Genomic DNA, 16,616 nt, shown 5'->3' with positions numbered 1-16,616 from the left:
AATGACCGAAGCGGAACGCATCTTACTGGACCTTCTGGATATCGAACGGCTTGAAGTCGATCTTTTCCGCGGCACAGGATCGGGTGGAGAAACACCGACCCGAATTTTCGGCGGTCAGGTCATTGCGCAGGCCCTGGCCGCGGCATATAGAACCGTGGAAGACCGGTTGTGCCATTCCCTGCACGCCTATTTCATCCGCCCCGGGAATCCAGATAAACCTGTTATTTATCAGGTGGATAGGGCGCGTGACGGGGGGTCGTTCACAACCCGTCGCGTTGTTGCCATTCAAAATGGCAAGCAGATCCTGAATATGTCAGCTTCCTTTCACGTTCAGGATGAAGGTTGGGATCATCAGCATCCGATGCCAACCGTGAATCCTCCACAGACATACCCATCACGTTCCGAGCTTCGACACGCATATGTGGATCGCGTGCCCGAAGGTTTTCGCGGTGAGCTTCTGCGTGAACGCCCGATCGAAGTCCGCGAGGTGGACCATCTGGATCCGTTCAACCCCGAAGTGTCGGACGACCGCAATAAAACCTGGTTTCGCATGGCGGCTGCCGCGTCTGCGGACGCAAAAACTCAACATCTGCTTTTGGCCTATGCGTCTGATATGAACCTGATGTCGTCAGGTTTGCGACCGCACGGGCTGAGTTGGTTTTCCGGAGAGTTCAACGGCGCCAGTCTGGACCATGCTTTGTGGTTTCATGCACCCGTGAAATTTCAGAACTGGCATCTGTATGTGATGGATTCTCCGTGGACGGGGCAGGGACGCAGCTTCAATCGCGGATCGATCTATTCAGTAGACGGAACCCTGGTCGCGTCGGTGGCTCAGGAAGGTCTTATGAGGAAGGTTCAGAGAAAACGTTAGGTATCTGGCGTAAACTGTTGATTCAACTTTCGCATCCCGCCCAGCCAGCGATCGTAGTCAGCCGCTTTGAGTTGCAGATAATCCAAAACCTGCGGATGCGGAAGAACCAGAAATCGTTCTTCCCGGATGGCTTGTACGCAGGTTTCAGCGACGTCATCGGGCTCCAGCATTCCGTCGATCGATGCCACTGAAACCTCATGTCCTTCAGTCATTTTTGACCGAACCGCCTGAGGACAAAGAACCGAAACCCGCAGACCTTTGGCGCCATATGTCAGCGACAGCCACTCGGCAAATCCGACCGCCGCGTGTTTCGTGACACCGTATGGCGCTGCACCCGGTTGGTTCAGCAAACCCGCCGCAGAGGCCGTCGTCAGAATATATCCGCCGCCGCGACCGATCATACGAGGCACCAAATGGCGCGCGGTCCACACGTGCGACATCACGTTGATTTTCCAAATTTTTTCCCATTGATCATCGGGAACATCCAGACCGCCAAGCGTCAGGATGCCGGCATTTGCGCAGAACAGATCAATTGGGCCAACAGTATCTTCGGTGAAATCAATCAACGCCTTGATCTGTTCCTCATCCGAAACGTCACATGTGAACGCAACACCGCCAGTTTGGGTTGCGACTTCACGGGCTCCGGCTTCGTCAATATCCGAACAAATGACGCGCGCACCTTCCTGAGCAAAACGTTCCGCCAAACCCCGGCCAATGCCATCTGCGGCACCGGTCACGATGACAGTTCTATTTCTGAGCTCCATGGCGCATTCCAAAACAAGTCTTATGTGTTCTGGGCAGAGTGTTCACTTTGCTGCCAAGTTACAAGCGGCCAGTAATTACCATAATACAGATTATGCGAATCCCGACTACCGCCACGGGGCGCCACCCACAAATACGGCTCCTGTCAAAATTCAAACGATTTTGGCGCCATATACGCAGGATGTGGTTATCCCAAGGCGTATCCAGCGCCGCGGACGGTTCGTACTGGATCGGTCCCACCATATTGCGTCAAAGCTTTGCGCAATCGCCCGATATGCACATCAACGGTTCGGGTATCGACATAGATGTCGCGACCCCAAACCCGGTCCAGCAATTGCTCGCGGCTCCAGACCCTGCCCGGCTTTTCCATGAATGTGCTGAGAAGCCGGAACTCGGTCGGCCCCAGTTTCAGGGGTTTGTTGTCCCGGCTGACCTTGTGCGTCTCAGAGTCAAGAATGATGTCATCGAATTCCAGGCGCAAACCAACGGTCGAAGGACGGACGCGGCGCAATTGCGTGCGAACGCGCGCCATCAGCTCGACCACGGAATATGGCTTGACCACGTAATCATCTGCGCCGGTTTCAAGACCGCGAACTTTGTCGACTTCCTCGGTCCGCGCAGACAACATGATAATCGGGATTGAACGCGTGTCCGGGCGGCTTTTCAGGCGTCGGCAGACTTCGATTCCGCTCAGATTGGGCATCATCCAGTCCAGAACAATGATGTCCGGGCAGTCTTCGTCTACCAACAGCATGGCTTCTTCGCCGTTGCCAGCCTTGGAAACCCGAAACCCTTCAGCTTCAAGGTTGTAAGCCAAAACCTCACGCTGGGCCATTTCATCCTCTACAACCAAAACGGTAGGTTGATCTGCGGACATCTCGCTCGTCTCCTAAACGGTTTGCGACGTGTTGTCAGCCTTGGGCCGGGCTTCGGCCGGGCGGTCGCCGGTGACCAGATACACGACCTGTTCAGCGATCGAGGTTACGTGATCGCCCATGCGTTCGATGTTCTTGGCGATGAAATGCAGGTGCATGCAGGCCGAGATATTGCGTGGGTCTTCGGCCATGAATGTCAGAAACTCCCGGAACAGGCCGTTATACATCTGGTCAACTTCTTCATCACGGTTGATGACGTCTGTGGCCAGTTCCGCATCGCGCTGAATATAGGCATCCAGCGCATCACGCAGCATCCGCTCGACCTCGCGTGCCATACGGCGCAGGGCCGCAGCGCTTCCGTTAATCTCGCTGGCATTGACCAGAACCGTAGTTCGTTTGGCGATATTCTTGGCATAGTCGCCAATGCGCTCAAGGTTGCCGGATACCTTCAGAACCGACAGGATCAGACGCAAGTCACTGGCCGTGGGTGCCCGCAGCGCAATCAACCTGGCCGTTTCTTCGTTGATCAGCTCTTCAAGCGCGTCGATAGCTTTGTCGCCTTTTCGCACCTCTTGCGCCAACTCTTCGTCACGGGTTTCCAGCGAGCGGGCCGCGCCTATGATGGCGGCCTCGACCAGACCGCCCATCTTCATGATATGCGCTTGGATCGCCTCGAGGTCGCGGTCAAAAGCAGTTGCAATATGTTGTTCGCTCATTGTCAGATACCTGTGCTTAGCCGATACGGCCTGTAATGTAGCTTTCCGTGCGCGGATCTATCGGATTGGTAAAGATCTGGCCGGTTTCACCGAATTCAACCAGATTACCCAAGTGGAAGAAGGCCGTTTTCTGACTGACCCGTGCCGCCTGCTGCATCGAGTGGGTGACGATCACAACAGAAAACCGCGACCTCAGTTCATCGATCAACTCTTCGACCTGTGCGGTCGCAATCGGATCAAGGGCCGAACACGGCTCGTCCATCAACAGAACTTCGGGTTCGGTGGCGACGGCCCGGGCGATGCACAAACGCTGCTGCTGGCCGCCGGAAAGTCCGGTGCCCGGTGCATCCAGACGATCCTTGACCTCATCCCAGATCGCGCCGCGGCGCAGGGATTTTTCCACGATTTCATCCAGTTCCGCCTTGTTGCGGGCCATGCCGTGAATGCGCGGCCCATAGGCCACGTTGTCATAGATCGATTTCGGGAACGGGTTGGGTTTTTGGAACACCATTCCGACCTTGGCGCGCAACTGGACCGGATCGACACGCTTGTCATAGATGTCTTCACCATCCAGCAGGATGTCGCCTTCGACGCGGCAGATATCGATGGTGTCATTCATTCGGTTCAGGCAGCGCAGGAAGGTGGACTTGCCACAACCAGATGGCCCGATGAAGGCCGTGACGGTCTTGTCTTCGATCTCAACGCTCACGTCCTTGATGGCATGGGTTTCACCGTAGAAAACCTGTACGTTCTTGGCGTTGATCTTGATGTCTTTGGAGTCCACGGTTCTCTCCACTCGTGTCATGTCGTTCATTCCAGCCCCCATTTACCAGCGGCGTTCAAAGCGGCGGCGCAAGATGATTGCGATGATATTCATGGTCAGCAGGAACATCAAAAGTATGATGATCCCACCCCACGCCTTCTCGTAAAAGCCGACGTCAGCGCGTGCGGCCCATGTATAGATCTGGGCGGGCATGGCCGAATTCGGCTCGGTAAAGCCTGCAAGAAAGCCGTCGGGATATCCGCGTGCGACAAACCCCACCATGCCGATCAGCAAAAGTGGTGCGGTTTCACCCAAGGCTTGCGCCAGACCGATGATGGTACCTGTCAGAATGCCCGGCGCAGCCAGCGGCAGCACGTGGTGAAACACCGCCTGCATTTTCGACGCTCCTACCCCAAGCGCCGCGTCGCGTATCGACGGAGGCACGGCCTTCAAGGACGCGCGGGTCGAGATGATGATCGTCGGAAGCGTCATCAGGGTCAGAACCAGACCGCCGACCAGCGGTGCCGATTGCGGCAGATGCATGAACTGAATGAAAACGGCCAGGCCCAGAATACCGAAGACGATGGACGGAACCGCGGCCAGGTTCGAAATGTTCACTTCGATCAGGTCAGTCAACTTGTTCTGCGGCGCAAATTCTTCGAGATAGATCGAAGCTGCAACGCCAATCGGCAGAGACAGACACAAAACGACCAGCATCATGAAGAATGATCCCACAACCGAGACACCGATGCCTGCGCCGCCGGGGTTGTCCACGCCTGCGTCCGCGCCGGTGATGAAGGGCCAGTTGAATGCCTGCTTGATGATGCCAGCCTGTTCCAGCGCATCGACCAGATCCAGATCGCTTTTTTGCAGAAACCGGCTGTCCTGTATCGTGTCGCGGGATACGCGGCCTTTGAAATACCCGTCCACCCGGCTGGACGCTGCCAGATCGAATTGGACCGGCTCACCCAGCTTGTCGGGGTTTTCGGTGTAAAAGGTCCGGATCGTGCCGCCGACTTTACCCAAAAGACGCTCGATCGCGGCCTCATCAAAATCAACGCTGATTCCGCGTTCAGCAAGTTCACTGTTCAACTGGGCGACGAACAGGTTGGAATAGACTTTTGTCTTGAACAGGGCCCCTTCGGCCTCGTCCCGCTGCGGTTCGGTCAGTGTGAAATCAATGCTGACGACCGTGCGCTGGAAGGCCGGAATCCCCTGCGACAGGATCGAAGCGAACAGAACAACCAGAAAGAACAGACCGGTTGCGATTGCGGCGATGCCATAAGCACGGAACCGTTTCTCGGCTTTGGCACGTTTCTTCGTGCGTTCATCCGAAGCCGTGAGCGAGATCGTATGGCGACCGGATTCGGGGCTTTGCATACTGGTGTCGGTCATTCGTACTGCTCCCGGTATTTGCGCACGATATACAGGGCACACACGTTGAGCCCCAAGGTTAGAATGAAAAGGGTCATGCCAAGTGCGAAGGCGACCAGCGCCTCGGGCGAGGCAAAGTCGGCGTCCCCTGTCAACTGGCTGACGATCTTGGCTGTCACAGTTGTCATGGCTTCGAACGGGTTCAGGCTGAGGCGGGCCGCGGCCCCTGCCCCGAGAACCACGATCATGGTCTCGCCGATGGCGCGCGATGCCGCCAGAAGGATCGCGCCGACGATACCGGGCAACGCGGCGGGCAGAACGACTTGACGGATGGTTTCGGATTGCGTGGCGCCAAGACCGTAGGAACCGTCGCGCATGGCCTGCGGCACCGCGTTGATAATGTCGTCAGACAGTGATGAGACAAACGGGATCAACATGATCCCCATCACCAGACCCGCAGTCATGACGGCAGTGCCGGCTTTCATCCAGCCCAGGCCACTTTCACCAAAAACATCCAACAGCAGCGGGCCAACGGTCAACAAAGCGAAGAGACCGTAAACGATGGTCGGAATCCCGGCCAGCACCTCAAGCAGCGGCTTGGCGACAGACCGCAAACGGGGCGAAGCGTATTCGCTGAGATAGATCGCGGCGAACAACCCGATCGGCACTGCGACCAGCAACGCCACGACAGAGATGTAGAGCGTCCCCCACAGCAGCGGCAAGATCCCGAGTTCGGACAACCCGCCGCGGCCCGAAAAGCTGGGCGCCCAGGTCATGCCGAAAAAGAAATCTGACGCAGGGTATAGTTTGAAGAACTCCCAGGTGTTGAACACAAGAGACAGGACAATGCCCACCGTTGTCAGAATGGCAACCGACGCGGCCGCCAGAAGCAGGACACGAACCCCCTGTTCCACAACGTTGCGCGCACGGTATTCGGCGTTGGTTTGCAACCAGCCCGCTACGGCACCGATCAAGGCAACCGCGATAACGGCAATGGACATGATCGCATACCCGGTCGAGCTCATGGAGCGATAGCTCTGCGCAGCGCGCAATACCGGTTGAGTGATGTCCGAGGTCACCACCTGCCCCGCGTCCTTCAAAAGCTGTGTGATCTCGCCGATATTTGCATCGGCATCACTGGCGGCGTTCTCGGTCAGGGTTCCAAGCGCAACCGCATTGTCCAGCCCGGCGGCGGTGCGGCGTACTTCGGCCATCACCAGGCTGCGGGAGGAACCTTCCTTTATCACGGAGTCCGGTATCATGTCCGACACCTGCGCATTGAGGAAGAAAGGCTGCGCCAACAGCCACACGATCAAGAGACCGAAGGCCGGCACAAGTGTCTTCAGTGCAACGTTTGCACCGTAAAAAGATGGCAGGGAATGCAGGTTCCGACTGTCACCCCCTGCGTTTTGCAGTGCGCGTGTGCGTCCCAACAGATAGCCGACAGCCGCGATCGCCGAAACGATCAGAAAGAGCCAAAGTATCGGCATGACACCCCCATTGCCTTCGATTGCGAGTAGTAAAAAGACAGTGAAGGGGCGACTGATCCGTCGCCCCTATTTGCGTTAAACTGACGTCAGGCTCAGCTGCCCGAACCCATGGTGACTTCGTTGGCGATTGCGTCCTGAGTTTTTGCCAGTTCAGGATCGGCGACAAGGCCATAGTTGGCAAGCGGGCCCGACGGACCGGCGATTTCGTCATGGGTGAAGAACTGCGCGTATTCCTTCAAACCGGGGATCACGCCGATATGAGCTTTCTTCACGTAGAAGAACAGCGGGCGGGAAACCGGATATTCGCCGGTCGAGATCGTTTCGGTCGACGGTGCGACACCCGACATGGTGGCAACCTTCAACTTGTCGGTGTTGTTCTCGTAGAACGCCAGACCAAACACGCCGATACCGTTGGGGTTGGTGTCGATACGCGCCAGGGTTTCGGTATAGTCACCGTCGATATCGACCGATTTGCCATCGGTGCGAACCGCCAGACAGGCATCTTCAGCGTCGTCTTCGCTCATGCCGCCCGCGATCATGGCTTCCATGGCGCCGGTTTCTTCACAACCGATCAGCAGAACTTTTTCTTCGAACACTTCGCGGGTGCCGTGCTTGGTGCCCGGGATGAAGCTTGCGATTTCAACATCGGGCAGTTCCGGGTTGAACTCGGCCCAGGTGTTGTACGGGTTGTCAACGATCTCACCGTCTTTCAGAACTTTTGCACCCAGAGCGTTGAAAATGTCGGACGGTTCGAACGTGGTGAAGGCGGGCCCGGTCTGCTGGCTTGCGAATACGATGCCGTCATAACCAATGCGGACTTCCATGATGTCGGTCACACCGTTTTCGGCGCAGGCTTTGATCTCTTTTTCACGGATCGCGCGCGACGCGTTTGCAACGTCGATGGTGTTTTCGCCAACGCCTTCGCAGAAACGCTTCAGACCAGCCGACGAACCGCCGGATTCAACAACCGGAGTTGGAAAGTCTGTGTTTTCACCGAACAGTTCGGCTACGATCGAGGCATAAGGCAGAACGGTCGACGAGCCGGCGATCTGAACGTTGTCACGCGCCGCAGCAGTGGTCGCCGAGACGGCAGCGATAGCCAGCGCAGATGCCGACAGTTTTACAAAGGACATTTCAGTCTCCCTGAAAAGGTGTACTTGATCACCACCATGATGATCCTGCGGGGACCCCTATGGGGCGTGCGTAAGCCTTTTGTGACACATGCGTAACGGTTTTATGACAGCAGGGGATTTTTTTGCGTTTGACCCCTGGAACAACCAATGCCCCAAAGGGTCAGAATAAAAGCAGACTTGCATTCCAGGCTGTTTCAACGGGGCAAAATGACCGTAAAAACAGAGCCTTTTCCCAATTCGCTTTCGACGCGAAGTCTTCCACGATGGCGATTGACGATGTGCTTCACGATCGCAAGGCCAAGCCCGGTTCCACCCAGCTGCCGCGACCTGTGGCTGTCGGCGCGATAGAATCGCTCTGTCAGGCGCGGCAGGTGAACAGCATCTATGCCGGGCCCTTTGTCTATGAACTGGATTCGGACAGCCGGGCCGCGCATCGCCGGATCCCTGTCCGCCGGCAGGACACGTACCGTAACACTACCGCCACTGGCGCCATACTTGATCCCGTTCTCGATGAGATTGGTGAAAACCTGTCGCAACTGGTCGCTGTCACCGGTGACTGAAAGCGGACCGTTTTTCACATTCAGCGACAAAACCACGCCAGCATCCTCCGCAAGGGGCCGCAGCGAGTTTATTGTGGATTGAAGTAGACCGGTAAGTTCCAGCTGTTGCTTGGGTCGAACACGTTCTTCGCTTTCGACCCGGTTCAACGACAACAGATCCCCGACCAGACGGTTCATCCGGTTGGCCTCATCGGCCATGATCTTGAGGAACCGGTCACGCGCGGCGGGATCGTCCCGTGCCGGACCGCGCAGGGTTTCGATAAACCCCATCAAGGCGGTCAACGGCGTGCGCAATTCATGGCTGACATTGGCCACGAAATCCCGCCGCATCTGGCTGGCGTGTTCCAGATGGGTGGTATCCTGAAACGTGACCATGACGGCCCCTTCGGAAGCGACCCCGTTCATGTATCTGCATTCAACTGTGTATGTTGTGTCCTGCGCACCGTCATTTGACAGATGACGTGCTTTCTTTGCGCTTCTGCTTGTCAGGCTTTGCTCAATCGCGTCCAGAACCTGCGGCTGTCGCAATATGGTCGCAAAATGACGTCCAACAATGTTCTGGCCCAGAAGGGACTTTGCATCTGTGTTCGCGGCAATGATCCGTTCGGTCTGATCCACCATCAACGCCGGTAGCGGGATCGCAAGAACAATGTCCTCAAGAACGTCTTCGGTCATGCGTCAAAACCCACTCATTCCGTGGCGTCAAAGCGCAGGTTTCAGGGTTTCGCGGAATTTGCGCATGCTTTCCTGATAGTGCAGCGCACTGAACGTGATCCTTTGCGCCGCGGCCTCATCCAGCTGGCGCACGACCTTGCCCGGCGATCCCATGACAAGCGAATTGTCGGGGATTTCCTTGCCCTCGGTGATCAGGGCCCCTGCTCCGATCAGACAGTTCCGGCCGATCTTTGCGCCGTTCAAAACGATTGCGCCCATTCCGACCAACGTGTTTTCGCCTATGGTGCAGCCATGCAGCATCACCTTGTGCCCGATGGTGCAATTTCGACCAATCGTCAGGGGAAAGCCGGCGTCGATATGCATCACGCAGTTTTCCTGAACGTTGCTGCCCTCGCCGATCCGGATTTCTTCGTGATCCGCGCGAATCGTACAGCCGAACCAGACCGAGGCCCCCTGCTCCAGCACAACCTTGCCAATCAGATTGGCATCCGGCGCGACCCAGGTGTCCTCGTGAATGTGCGGAGCGTGCTCGCCCAAAGCGTAAATGGTCATGACAGTCCCTCGAATTCTCTCTGCAACTTGCGGACGTGCTGTTGCAACCTGGGTTGCTGAATGCGGCGCATCCGTTCCGCGCTGACGATGGTTTTCAGCTTTTCTTCGGTTGCCTCGAGGTCGTCGTTGATCAGGACGTAGTCGTAATAGCCCCAGTGGCTGATTTCATCCCAGCTTTTGAGCATTCGACGGGCGATGACGTCATCACTGTCCTGCCCGCGTGTTTCCAGCCGGCGGCGCAGCTCGGGGATGGACGGCGGCAGAATGAAGATCGACAACGCGTGTTTGCCCAGATCCGAGTTTCGGATCTGCACCTCGCCCTGCCAGTCGACGTCGAACAGCACGTCCTTACCGGCATTGATCGAATTTTTGACCGGCTCAGCAGGCGAACCATAGAAGTTTCCGAATACATGGGCGTGTTCCAGCATCTGCCCATCAGCGACCTGCTGTTTGAACTCGTCCTCGGACAGAAAGAAATACTCGCGCCCATGCTCTTCCCCGGGGCGTGGGGCGCGGGTCGTCGCCGAGATCGAGAATTCCAGATCCGTATCCCAGGCCATCAACCGTCTGGCCAGGGTCGATTTGCCCGCTCCGGACGGAGAAGACAGGATGATTAGTAGGCCTCGGCGGTCCGCCATGTCAGTCGTTCCCATTCTTATTCCACATTCTGCACTTGTTCGCGCATCTGATCGATCACCGCTTTCAGTTCCAGCCCGACCGATGTCAGGTCCGAGCTTTGCGCCTTGGAACACAGCGTGTTGGCTTCGCGATTGAACTCTTGCATCAGGAAATCCAGCTTGCGGCCCACGGCGCCGTCCTGTGCCAACAACTCACGAGCGGCCGCCACATGGGCGGTCAGGCGGTCGATTTCTTCGGTGATATCCGCCTTGACCGCGATCATCGCAAGCTCTTGCGCGACACGATCGGGATCCGCGCCCTGCGTATTCTCCAGCACCCGCGCGAGATTCTCGCGCAGCCCCTCGGTCATCTTGTCCTTGCGTTGCTCGGCAATCTCTGCGGACTGCGCCGTCAGTTCCGCGACCTGATCCAGTTGCGTGTTCAAGACCGCGGCCAAAGCTGCCCCTTCGGTTTTGCGCATAACTATGAACGCCGCTAGAAGATCTTTGAATTCGGACGTCAGATGAGCAACAAGCGGAGCCGGATCGTCGGCCTCAGTTCCTGCGTCCATCATCCCCTTGAGCGCCAAAAGATCTGACGCACACGACGGCGCAAGCGTGATGCCGCGCGCAGCTGCCAGCGCTTCCGTCCGCTCGAGAGCCGTCAGGGCCGCAGCCATCGCGGTTTCGTTCAAGGCCAGTTCCGGGGCAGAATCCTCGCGGTTCAAGCGCATCGACAGGGTCACGTTTCCCCGGCTCAGGGATTTGGACAGGGACGCCCGCAACGCGACTTCGAGGCCGGTCAACCAGTCGGGCACGCGCAGACGCATGTCCAGCCCCTTGCCATTTACGCTGCGAAGTTCCCACGACCAACTGTGCGGGCCGAAAGTTCCCTTCCCCGAGGCAAACCCGGTCATGGATCTGATCATGATGGCCCTTTCCTGTTCCCCTGCTGTTTCGAGCATGTGCCGCACCTAATGCCATTGACTGGTGCAGAGCAAGAGTTTGCTGACGACGCAATTGTTTGGCGCAAGTTAACCATTCGTTAAAGAATTGCTCCAAAATTGAATTAACCCGAGTCAAAATGCCTATAGCAATGGTTTGCGGGCCGCAGATGCTTCCAATGTGTTGCATTTTATGAAAAAGGCGGCCAATTGACGGTAGGGTGATGAAAATGAAAACCTTTTTCGGGATAGGTTCCGGGTCAGAATTTGGAAAGATCGTCGCAATGGATCGCTTTGACAGTGGGCGCAGCCTATCGCCGATCCGCCAGGCCGAGGCGTATTGGACCGCATTGTTGAGCGGCGACAGCGTGCCGATGCGGTCTCAAATCGACCCGCGCGGTCTTGAGAATGTTCTTGAATATACTTTTATCCTGGAACGCATTGCACCCGGCCTGGCCCGTTTTCGTCTGGCAGGCAGTCATCTGAACGCGCTTGCAGGTATGGAAGTGCGGGGGATGCCGTTGACCGCGTTCTTTCAACCCGATGCCCGCGCGCAGACCAAAGATGTACTGGAACAGGTATTTGCGTCCCCCGCTGTTGCCGAATTGAGTCTGAAGTCGGGCGGGGTGTTGGGACGTACCCGGATGCAGGCCCGGATGATCCTTCTGCCGCTGAAAAGTGACCTTGGGGATGTCAGTCGTATTTTGGGGGTCATGATCGCCGATGGCGCAATCGGCAAGACACCGCGCCGGTTTACACTGACTGATACGCGGATCAAACCGGTTTCTGAAATTCAGGTACCCGCGCCCACACAGCGCCGCCCTGTGGACGGTTTTGCCGAGGAACAACGCGAATTCAAACGCTCTGCCAGCCATCTTCATCTGGTGGTGTCTCGCGACGACTGAGACCCGCCGATTGCCGTGATCAGAAACAGCGGGCCGATGGCCCGCTGTTGTCATTGTTACAGATGCGCTCAGCTTACCGCGCGTTTCGAACCGTTGCGGCGCAGGTTGGTCAACTCTTCCGCCACCAGGAACGCAAGTTCCAGCGACTGCGACGCGTTCAAGCGCGGATCGCAAGCGGTGTGGTAGCGGTCCGACAGGTCCTCTTCCGTCACGGCACGTACACCGCCGGTGCATTCGGTCACATCTAGCCCGGTCATTTCGAAATGCACGCCACCGGGGATGGTTCCCTCGGCCTGATGCACTCCGAAAAAGTCACGCACCTCGCGCAGAACAGAATCGAACGGGCGGGTTTTATAGCCCGTGGCCGATTTGATCGTATTTCCGTGCATCGGGTCGCAGACCCAGGTGACCTTGGCACCCTCTTCCTTGACCGCCTTGATCAGACGCGGCAGATGCTCGCCCGCCTTGCCCGCACCGAAGCGCGCGATCAGGGTCAGACGCCCCTCTTCGTTGTCGGGGTTCAGCTTGGACATCAGAACTTTGAGGTCCTCGGCCGTGGTGGTCGGGCCGCATTTCAGACCGATCGGATTCAGAACCCCGCGGCAGAACTCGACATGCGCGCCGTCGGGCTGACGGGTGCGGTCGCCGATCCAGATCATGTGACCAGAGCCAGCCAGCCAGTTGCCCGAGGTGGAATCCAGACGCGTTAGTGCCTCTTCGTATTCAAGCAGCAGCCCTTCGTGGCTGGTGTAGAATTCGACGGTCGAGAATTCATGGGTTGTTTCCGCAGTGATTCCAGCGGCTTCCATGAAGTCGATGGTGTCCTGAATGCGATCGGCAACCTCGGAATATTTCTGAACGTCCTGTTCATCCGCGAAACCCAAAGTCCAGGCATGCACGCGGCTCATATCCGCGAAGCCGCCGGTCGAGAACGCTCGCAGCAGGTTCAATGTCGCCGCCGCTTGCGTGTAGGCCTGCAACATCTTGTTGGGATTCGGAATTCTGGCTTCCGGCGTGAAGGCCAATTCGTTGATGATGTCGCCGCGGTAGCTTGGCAGTTCCACACCATTCACGACTTCGGTCGGGGCACTGCGTGGTTTGGCAAATTGCCCGGCCATACGACCAACTTTGACCACTGGCACCTTGGCGCCATAAGTCAAAACCATCGCCATTTGCAGCATCACCTTGAACGTGTCACGGATTGCATCAGCGCTGAATTGTTCAAAGCTTTCAGCGCAATCCCCACCTTGCAGTAGGAAGGCCTCGCCGCGCCCGGCGGCACCCAGATGCTGTTTGAGACGCCGCGCCTCGCCGGCAAAGACCAGCGGGGGATACTTTGAAAGCTGAGCCTCGACCTTGGCCAGCGCGGCCGCGTCGGTATAATCTGGCATCTGAACCCGGGGCTTGTTGCGCCAGTTCGATTTTTGCCATTCGGTCATAGCTTTGATCTCCGCTGAAGTTTTCAGGTGGTCTCTATACAAAATGCAATGAAGAGTGACCATATCCCATTTGCGCCTCTTGACGACGTAAACAAGCTTTGATCATGGTGGCTGTCAAATCTGCTGCTGGATAATCAACTGACCAGCAGCGAAGCAAGGACATCTCGCCATGCAAGAGCAACGCCAAGTTGTCACGGTGGAAGACACTGCGGCCCCACCCCGGAATTTCGTGTTTGTCCTTTTGGACAAATTTTCGCTTCTGTCCTTTGCTTCGGCGCTTGACAGTCTGCGCATCGCCAACCGCATGGCGAACAGACAGCTTTACACCTGGAAGCTGATGGGAGAAGGCGGAGAGACGGTAACCTGCTCGGCCGGGACCGAGTTCAAGCTTGACAGTGATCTGGTAGAGCTGCAGCGAGACGACGTTGTTCTGATTTGCGGTGGCGTGGACGTTCAGGCGGCCACCAGCAAGCGCGTGCTGAACTGGCTACGGCGCGAAGCCCGAAGGGGATTGCGGATCGGCGGCCTCTGCACTGCGGCCTATACTCTGGCAAAGGCCGGGTTGTTGGACAACAAGAAGGCAACGATCCATTGGGAGAACTCTGACAGTTTCATCGAGGAATTCGATGAGGTCGAACTGACCAAAGCCGTCTTTCAGATCGATGGCAGCCGCATGACGACTGCGGGCGGCACCTCGTCGATTGACCTGATGCTCAAGCTGATTGCAGATGACTATGGCGAGGATCTGGCCAACGCGGTGGCGGATCAGATGATCTATTCCTCGATTCGAACCGACCAGGACACGCAGCGCCTGTCAACTCCGACCCGAATCGGTGTGCGGCATCCGAAGTTGAGCCAGGTTATCCTGATGATGGAAAAAAACATCGAAGAGCCGATCTCGCCATCGATCCTTGCCAAGGACGTGGGTATGTCGACCCGCCAGTTGGAGCGTCTGTTCCGCCGGTATCTCAGCCGTTCCCCCAAGCGCTATTACATGGAACTGCGCCTGCACAAGGCCCGCAACCTGCTGATGCAGACAGACATGAGCGTCATCAACGTGGCGCTGGCCTGTGGTTTCGCCTCGCCCAGCCATTTCTCGAAATGCTACCGGGCGCATTACAACACCACGCCCTATCGCGAACGTGGTGCGCAAAGTGGAAGATTGTCAGTCTAAGGTCCAGCGTCAAAGCTCTTTGACGAAATAGTGCAAGTGCGGTCGGAGCATGGGCTGATCTTTGTAGGTTGTTGTCTCGATCGGAGAGGCCAGTTCCACAAACCCGAGCTTGGGATACAAAGACCTCATTTCCACATTTGGGGTGAGTGTATCTGCGATTAACCGCTTTAGCCCCATGGCTCTGGCGGCTTGTTCTCGTGCTTGAATTAATGCGCGCCCCACTCCGGTGCCCCGAGCGTCTTCGGTTACAAATACACGTTTCAATTCGCCGGTAGACTGATCAAACCGTTTCATCATTCCACACCCTACGATTATGCCATCGCGGTTTCTTGCGACGATCAGGCATCCGTTCGGAGGCATGTAGTCATCCGTGTTCGCCCAGAATTCCTCAAGTGCGCTTTGCGGTGCGGAAGGATCCAATTCGAACCCCATACCCTGCATTCTTTGAGCGATAAGAGCATAATATTGCTCCAAAATCATATTCAGCTCGGTTCTTAGCGGGATACTTGTGCACAATTCAATGTCGAAATCACTCATTAGTATCCCCTTAACCGTGTAACCTGTTGGACAGAGTGACTGCGACGATGGAAACGCGCAAATGGAATTGTAAAGTCTGCTGGCATGCTTCGTATGTCACTGTTTGACAGACATCCTGTAAACCGCGCCCTGCCCGACTGAAATGAACCAGATCGCCCCATCCGGGGCCTGCACTATGTCACGGACCCGTTCGGTCTCGGGGCCCTTGATCTGCTCGACCTCGCGCAGCGGGTCTCCGGACAGCCGCGCGATATAGTCGAATTTCAGCGAGCCCACGAAAATGTCGCCCCGCCATTCAGGAAACATATCGCCGGAATAGACCATCAACCCCGACGGCGCGATCGACGGGTCCCAGTATAGGCGCGGCTGTTCCATACCGGGCTTGCTGGTGCCCTCGCCGATCTTCTCTCCGGAATAATGCGTGCCGTACGAGATGACCGGCCAGCCGTAATTGGCGCCGGGTTTGACAAGGTTCACCTCGTCGCCGCCGCGCGCCCCGTGTTCCGACACCCACAATCGGCCGCGCGCATCCAGATCGGCCCCCTGTGGGTTGCGGTGCCCATAGGTCCAGATTTCAGGTCGGATATCTGCCTGCCCGATGAAAGGATTGTCCGACGGTACCGAGCCATCGCGGTTGATACGGATCACGGAACCCAGGGCGTTCGAGCGATCCTGCGCCTGCGGCGCATCCCCTCGATCTCCGATGGTTACAAAAAGCGTGCCGTCATTGGCTTCTACAACACGTGAGCCGAAATGCCGCCCGCCTGATCCGCCGGGGTAAGCCTCGAAAATGACCCGCAGATTCGTCAGACGCGTGCCGTTCTTAGACAGGCGCGCCACCGCGACAGCCGTGCCTGCGCCACCCTTTTGCGGTTTTGAAAAGGTTAGAAAGACCTCGCGGCTTTGATTGAAATCGCGCGAGACCGTAACGTCCAGCAATCCGCCCTGCCCCGAAGCTGCAACCTTGGGAACACCGGATATGGCTTTCGCCTCTCCGTCCTTAACATACAGCAGGTTTCCGTCCCGTTCGGTGACAAGAAAACTGTCGTCAGGCAGGATGCCGACGGCCCAAGGCGTATCCAGCCCGCCTGCCATTTCGATAAGTTCAAAATTCCCGACCGAGGTCGACAACGCCTGTGCCAAGGCGCCTTGAGTGCAAAAAGTGAAGAACAGAATCGCGGCAGCTCTGAGCATGTTGACCCCTCTCCGGACAATCTTGGGCAAACCCT

The 16,616-nt window shown here is 57.0% G+C and carries 17 protein-coding genes; 3 read left to right on the top strand and 14 right to left on the bottom strand.

The features are described 5' to 3' along the window. Position 1: 1 nt before the first annotated feature. Positions 2–871: an acyl-CoA thioesterase II gene (locus tag GOW04_RS04240; RefSeq protein ID WP_171231635.1), complete on the top strand. Its 870-nt coding sequence runs from the start codon at positions 2–4 to the stop codon at positions 869–871. On the opposite strand, the gene GOW04_RS04235 is transcribed toward GOW04_RS04240, so the two are convergent. The 11 genes from GOW04_RS04235 to GOW04_RS04185 all read right to left on the bottom strand — a co-directional run bounded on the left by GOW04_RS04235 (position 868) and on the right by GOW04_RS04185 (position 11,317). Then, the gene (locus GOW04_RS04235) at positions 868–1,635 is read right to left on the bottom strand and encodes an SDR family oxidoreductase (protein WP_171168171.1); all 768 of its coding nucleotides are present in this window, start codon (positions 1,633–1,635) and stop codon (positions 868–870) included. The two genes, GOW04_RS04240 and GOW04_RS04235, sit on opposite strands and share 4 nt — an antisense overlap. A 185-nt stretch (positions 1,636–1,820) precedes the next feature. Then, complete coding sequence (phoB, locus tag GOW04_RS04230) at positions 1,821–2,510, bottom strand: phosphate regulon transcriptional regulator PhoB (protein ID WP_152457978.1); 690 nt, start codon at positions 2,508–2,510, stop codon at positions 1,821–1,823. 12 nt (positions 2,511–2,522) lie between these two features. Continuing rightward, positions 2,523–3,224: a phosphate signaling complex protein PhoU gene (phoU, locus tag GOW04_RS04225; protein WP_171115921.1), complete on the bottom strand. Its 702-nt coding sequence runs from the start codon at positions 3,222–3,224 to the stop codon at positions 2,523–2,525. Positions 3,225–3,240: 16 nt separating this feature from the next. Beyond that, positions 3,241–4,038 (bottom strand): phosphate ABC transporter ATP-binding protein PstB, encoded by a 798-nt coding sequence (pstB, locus tag GOW04_RS04220; RefSeq protein ID WP_152457980.1) that lies wholly within the window; start codon positions 4,036–4,038, stop codon positions 3,241–3,243. A gap of 12 nt (positions 4,039–4,050) precedes the next feature. After that, positions 4,051–5,382: a phosphate ABC transporter permease PstA gene (pstA, locus tag GOW04_RS04215; protein WP_171231634.1), complete on the bottom strand. Its 1,332-nt coding sequence runs from the start codon at positions 5,380–5,382 to the stop codon at positions 4,051–4,053. Beyond that, complete coding sequence (pstC, locus tag GOW04_RS04210) at positions 5,379–6,851, bottom strand: phosphate ABC transporter permease subunit PstC (protein ID WP_171231633.1); 1,473 nt, start codon at positions 6,849–6,851, stop codon at positions 5,379–5,381. Before pstC ends, pstA begins: the two co-directional genes overlap by 4 nt. Before the next feature lie 92 nt (positions 6,852–6,943). Then, on the bottom strand, positions 6,944–7,984 hold the full coding sequence (locus tag GOW04_RS04205) for a substrate-binding domain-containing protein (protein WP_171231632.1): 1,041 nt from the start codon (positions 7,982–7,984) through the stop codon (positions 6,944–6,946). A gap of 194 nt (positions 7,985–8,178) precedes the next feature. Continuing rightward, positions 8,179–9,219 carry a cell wall metabolism sensor histidine kinase WalK gene (locus tag GOW04_RS04200; protein ID WP_171231631.1) on the bottom strand — a complete coding sequence of 347 codons (1,041 nt, stop codon included), beginning with the start codon at positions 9,217–9,219 and terminating at the stop codon, positions 8,179–8,181. Positions 9,220–9,246: 27 nt separating this feature from the next. Next, positions 9,247–9,771, bottom strand: coding sequence for a gamma carbonic anhydrase family protein (locus GOW04_RS04195; RefSeq protein ID WP_171231630.1), 525 nt, complete (start codon positions 9,769–9,771; stop codon positions 9,247–9,249). Further along, a complete protein-coding gene (gene gmk, locus GOW04_RS04190) occupies positions 9,768–10,409 on the bottom strand; it encodes a guanylate kinase (RefSeq protein ID WP_152457986.1) in 642 nt (213 codons plus the stop codon). Before gmk ends, GOW04_RS04195 begins: the two co-directional genes overlap by 4 nt. 17 nt (positions 10,410–10,426) lie before the next feature. Beyond that, positions 10,427–11,317, bottom strand: coding sequence for a YicC/YloC family endoribonuclease (locus GOW04_RS04185; RefSeq protein ID WP_171232042.1), 891 nt, complete (start codon positions 11,315–11,317; stop codon positions 10,427–10,429). A gap of 245 nt (positions 11,318–11,562) precedes the next feature. On the opposite strand from GOW04_RS04185, the gene GOW04_RS04180 reads away from it, so the two are divergent. Next, positions 11,563–12,237, top strand: a complete 675-nt coding sequence (locus tag GOW04_RS04180) for a PAS domain-containing protein (RefSeq protein WP_171228327.1) — start codon at positions 11,563–11,565, stop codon at positions 12,235–12,237. 68 nt (positions 12,238–12,305) lie between these two features. On the opposite strand, the gene GOW04_RS04175 is transcribed toward GOW04_RS04180, so the two are convergent. Next, a complete protein-coding gene (locus GOW04_RS04175; protein ID WP_171115908.1) occupies positions 12,306–13,676 on the bottom strand; it encodes a class II 3-deoxy-7-phosphoheptulonate synthase in 1,371 nt (456 codons plus the stop codon). Positions 13,677–13,845: 169 nt separating this feature from the next. On the opposite strand from GOW04_RS04175, the gene GOW04_RS04170 reads away from it, so the two are divergent. Continuing rightward, positions 13,846–14,850, top strand: a complete 1,005-nt coding sequence (locus GOW04_RS04170) for a GlxA family transcriptional regulator (protein WP_171168156.1) — start codon at positions 13,846–13,848, stop codon at positions 14,848–14,850. A 9-nt stretch (positions 14,851–14,859) separates the two neighbouring features. Here the strand turns inward: GOW04_RS04170 and GOW04_RS04165 are convergent, their stop codons facing one another. Next, entirely contained in the window at positions 14,860–15,387 is a 528-nt protein-coding gene (locus GOW04_RS04165) for a GNAT family N-acetyltransferase (protein WP_171231629.1), read from the bottom strand. Between the two features lie 96 nt (positions 15,388–15,483). After that, positions 15,484–16,581 (bottom strand): PQQ-dependent sugar dehydrogenase, encoded by a 1,098-nt coding sequence (locus GOW04_RS04160; RefSeq protein WP_171231628.1) that lies wholly within the window; start codon positions 16,579–16,581, stop codon positions 15,484–15,486. Between the last annotated feature and the right edge of the window lie 35 nt (positions 16,582–16,616).

It is taken from the genome of Ruegeria sp. HKCCA4812, assembly GCF_013034245.1.
Lineage (GTDB): Bacteria > Pseudomonadota > Alphaproteobacteria > Rhodobacterales > Rhodobacteraceae > Ruegeria.
Note: the sequence above shows the minus strand (reverse complement) of the source record. Positions and strands in the feature narration are given on the sequence as shown.

Excerpts from the sequence above, each read along its gene's own strand:
- pstB (WP_152457980.1), bottom strand. The coding sequence starts at position 4,038 with ATGAACGACATGACACGAGTGGAGAGAACCGTGGACTCCAAAGACATC.
- phoU (WP_171115921.1), bottom strand. The coding sequence starts at position 3,224 with ATGAGCGAACAACATATTGCAACTGCTTTTGACCGCGACCTCGAGGCG.
- GOW04_RS04170 (WP_171168156.1), top strand. The coding sequence starts at position 13,846 with ATGCAAGAGCAACGCCAAGTTGTCACGGTGGAAGACACTGCGGCCCCA.
- GOW04_RS04185 (WP_171232042.1), bottom strand. The coding sequence starts at position 11,317 with ATGATCAGATCCATGACCGGGTTTGCCTCGGGGAAGGGAACTTTCGGC.
- GOW04_RS04205 (WP_171231632.1), bottom strand. The coding sequence starts at position 7,984 with ATGTCCTTTGTAAAACTGTCGGCATCTGCGCTGGCTATCGCTGCCGTC.
- GOW04_RS04165 (WP_171231629.1), bottom strand. The coding sequence starts at position 15,387 with ATGAGTGATTTCGACATTGAATTGTGCACAAGTATCCCGCTAAGAACC.
- pstC (WP_171231633.1), bottom strand. The coding sequence starts at position 6,851 with ATGCCGATACTTTGGCTCTTTCTGATCGTTTCGGCGATCGCGGCTGTC.
- GOW04_RS04200 (WP_171231631.1), bottom strand. The coding sequence starts at position 9,219 with ATGACCGAAGACGTTCTTGAGGACATTGTTCTTGCGATCCCGCTACCG.
- GOW04_RS04235 (WP_171168171.1), bottom strand. The coding sequence starts at position 1,635 with ATGGAGCTCAGAAATAGAACTGTCATCGTGACCGGTGCCGCAGATGGC.
- GOW04_RS04160 (WP_171231628.1), bottom strand. The coding sequence starts at position 16,581 with ATGCTCAGAGCTGCCGCGATTCTGTTCTTCACTTTTTGCACTCAAGGC.
- GOW04_RS04175 (WP_171115908.1), bottom strand. The coding sequence starts at position 13,676 with ATGACCGAATGGCAAAAATCGAACTGGCGCAACAAGCCCCGGGTTCAG.
- GOW04_RS04240 (WP_171231635.1), top strand. The coding sequence starts at position 2 with ATGACCGAAGCGGAACGCATCTTACTGGACCTTCTGGATATCGAACGG.
- pstA (WP_171231634.1), bottom strand. The coding sequence starts at position 5,382 with ATGACCGACACCAGTATGCAAAGCCCCGAATCCGGTCGCCATACGATC.
- GOW04_RS04195 (WP_171231630.1), bottom strand. The coding sequence starts at position 9,771 with ATGACCATTTACGCTTTGGGCGAGCACGCTCCGCACATTCACGAGGAC.
- phoB (WP_152457978.1), bottom strand. The coding sequence starts at position 2,510 with ATGTCCGCAGATCAACCTACCGTTTTGGTTGTAGAGGATGAAATGGCC.
- GOW04_RS04180 (WP_171228327.1), top strand. The coding sequence starts at position 11,563 with ATGAAAACCTTTTTCGGGATAGGTTCCGGGTCAGAATTTGGAAAGATC.
- gmk (WP_152457986.1), bottom strand. The coding sequence starts at position 10,409 with ATGGCGGACCGCCGAGGCCTACTAATCATCCTGTCTTCTCCGTCCGGA.